This window comes from Psychromonas sp., from assembly GCF_983033635.1.
Map to the genome: position 1 here is coordinate 1 of NZ_CEZLMY010000283.1, position 2881 is coordinate 2881.

The 2881-nt window shown below is 38.6% G+C and carries 3 protein-coding genes; 2 read left to right on the forward strand and 1 reads right to left on the reverse strand.

What is annotated here, in order from left to right:
- Window positions 1-813, reverse strand: an 813-nt coding sequence (locus AC4GME_RS18505; RefSeq protein ID WP_490380010.1) for a response regulator, incomplete at its 3' end; no start/stop codon positions are given.
- 141 nt (window positions 814-954) lie between these two features.
- Between AC4GME_RS18505 and AC4GME_RS18510 the strand changes: the two genes are divergently transcribed.
- Entirely contained in the window at window positions 955-1995 is a 1041-nt protein-coding gene (locus AC4GME_RS18510) for a polyamine ABC transporter substrate-binding protein (RefSeq protein ID WP_490376004.1), read from the forward strand.
- Window positions 1992-2881 (forward strand): cache domain-containing protein (locus AC4GME_RS18515; protein WP_490380011.1); only part of this gene is annotated, 890 nt, incomplete at its 3' end. The genes AC4GME_RS18510 and AC4GME_RS18515, both read left to right, overlap by 4 nt.

Below are 2881 nucleotides of genomic sequence, written 5' to 3' on the forward strand. Positions count from 1 at the left end.
GCAGGAAAACAGATATTGCTCAAGATAACGGCGGTTAGGCAACCCGGTGTTTTCATCATAAAGTGCAAGGTAGCGGATGCGCGCCTGATCTTCATGCTGCTGCGTTATATCCCGTAATATAACAATATATTCATTGTCATCACTGTAGCTGCAACGCAAGTCAAAATAAATTACTTGCTGCTCTAGAGGACAGACCACCGTTTGATCGACTACTTGCTGGGCAATAGTTGATTTTTCTAGCGCAGTTAACAGTGCCTGCTTGATTGATACGGGAAATTCGCTCAACTTATGGTACTGAGAAAAATCAATAGCTTGTGCTTTATCTGCTTGATGGGTATCGAGCAAATCACCACTTTTTGATAACCTTAAAATAGTATCTGGTATAGCATTAAATAATGCCCCCTGCGCCTGATGGGCTTGGTGCAACGCCATCAGCGTTTGACTGGATCTAATAATATACTGAACTCTACGGGTTAAAATCGTCCAGTTAATTGGTTTAGTAAAAAAGTCACACGCCCCAACTTGATAAGATTTTTCTATCGAAACTAAATCAGTTAAATTGGTCATAATGACCACTGGCACCAAAGAGTAATATTGTTGACGAATCTGCCTGCACACTTCAAAACCACTTTTACCGGGCATATTGATATCAAGCAAGATAAGATCAGGACGTTGATCGGTAAATGCCTGTAACAGTGATTCTCCATTATCAAAACTTAATACCTGATAACCTTGCGCATACAAGGTTTCTTCGAGCAACATACGCATCGAAAAATCATCATCAGCCACCATAATTTGATATTGTTGAGACATATATCGACTCCTAATCAGTCACTTTAGTCTAATCTTCTTCAGTATAGTTTATTATATAAAACAATTATCAATCCAACCCCAGGTATTAATTTACTAAATTTGCAGATCACTATTGGATAGTTAAATAGGCAAGAGGTCCTTATGATCAAGTTAACAACGATAATAATTTTAATGCTGATTTCTATTAAGTCCATCGCAGCTGAATCCACACTTATTTTTCTGAATTGGAACGAATACATGGATCCCGAACTGATTGCGGATTTTGAACAGGAATTTAATGTCAAAGTGCTAGAAATTTATTATGAGACAGAAGATGAACGCGATCGTTTACTGGCGCAAAACGATGGCAAAGGATACGACCTGGTACTGTCATCAGATATAGGTATCAATAAATATTATCGTGCGGGCTGGGTCAGTAAATTAAATTTCAAGCAGATTGACAATATTAAATATATAGATCAACAACGTTATTATCCAATAGCGCTTACCAAAGATTATGGCGTACCGTTTTCATGGGGCACAGTGGGTTTAATGTATCGCAAAGATCTGGTTAAAGAACCCGTTACCTCATGGCGACAGTTTTTTTACCCCGATCCAAGCTTAAAAAACAAACTGATGGGCTTTAACGATACCGACACCCTGATGCCCATTATTTTATTTGCGCTGGGCTACGATGTTAACCAGTGGGGCGATAAACAAGTGTTAGCCAAAGTCGAGAAAGTATTAACCGAACAAAAAAAATATGTGCAAACCTATCGGGTATCATCTCTCACTGAAAATTCAAAATTAGTCAAAGGCGAAATAGCTATGACCATGGATTTTAACGGCTCAGGTAGCGCATTAAAGGCATTACATAGTGAAATAGAGTATGTTATTCCCCAGGAAGGCACCATGATTTGGATTGATTATCTGTTTATTCCTGAAAAAACCCAGCAAAAAAAATTAGCTCACCAATTTATTAACTTTATCAATCGTCCCAAACGCGCGGCACAATTAACAAAATATATCCACTATGCTAGCGCCAATACGGGGGCATTAGCTTTTTTGCCCGAGCAGATTAAAAATTCTCCGACCATTTATCCCGGCCAAGAGTTATGGGATAAATCGATGTTTTTTCCAATTATTAGCCCCCGAACTGAAAAAAAATGGAGCCAAATCACCGCTCGGTTGTTTAATAAATGAAACTGCAATCCAAGATCATCATAACCGTTATCCCTTTTGTACTGGCACCAGTATTGATTATCGCACTATTGGTGGTCGATAATTATATTCGTCAGATAGAACAAAATATCGAACAAAGGGTTGAACAGATACTTACTCAAGTCAGCCAGGATGTGCAGCAATATCTTCGCACCAATACTGCCAGCCTTGATCTGCTAGCGAAAAACGAAGTCCTGCAACGTTATTTGTTAATAGACGATGAATTTGTGCGTTTTGGCATCTATCAAAAAAATATACTTAAAATATTCAGTGGTTTTAATGAGGTTTTCCCCAATTATTATGAAATAAAAATACTACAAGCAGATGGTTATGAGGACACTTGGTATTCTAATACAAATGCCGATAATTTAAGTGTTCAAGAAGCTGACAGTGAACTTTTCCAAAAAATGCACAAATCTAAAGCAGATTTAAACACTTACTTTCTCGAAAACCCGGACAACCTGGAACAGAGTTTATATATCAGCAAACGCATGGTACTCGCCAACCGGCATAAATTGGGTGATAGCGCTGAAGCGCAATTACGAGGTTATTTGATCGCTACCACCGATTTGTCTTTTTTTTCTAACCTGCTCGACAAAAGTATTTTTGGTGAACAGGGGCATCTGTTACTGCTCAACCAGAATGGAAAAATTATAGCAAGTTCTTACAACAGCCGCCCAGATCAACACCAGATTGATATAGACTTTGATAAAGCTTCTGCACAATCAGATCACGAAAATTTTTCTGTTATGGAGATCGGCCATCAAAAACATCTGTTCCGCAGCCTGCGCATTAATGAGCAACTACTCTTAGTAGTGATGATACCGGAGCTCGAATATCAGGCCAAGATGAGTGATTTTTTAACCAC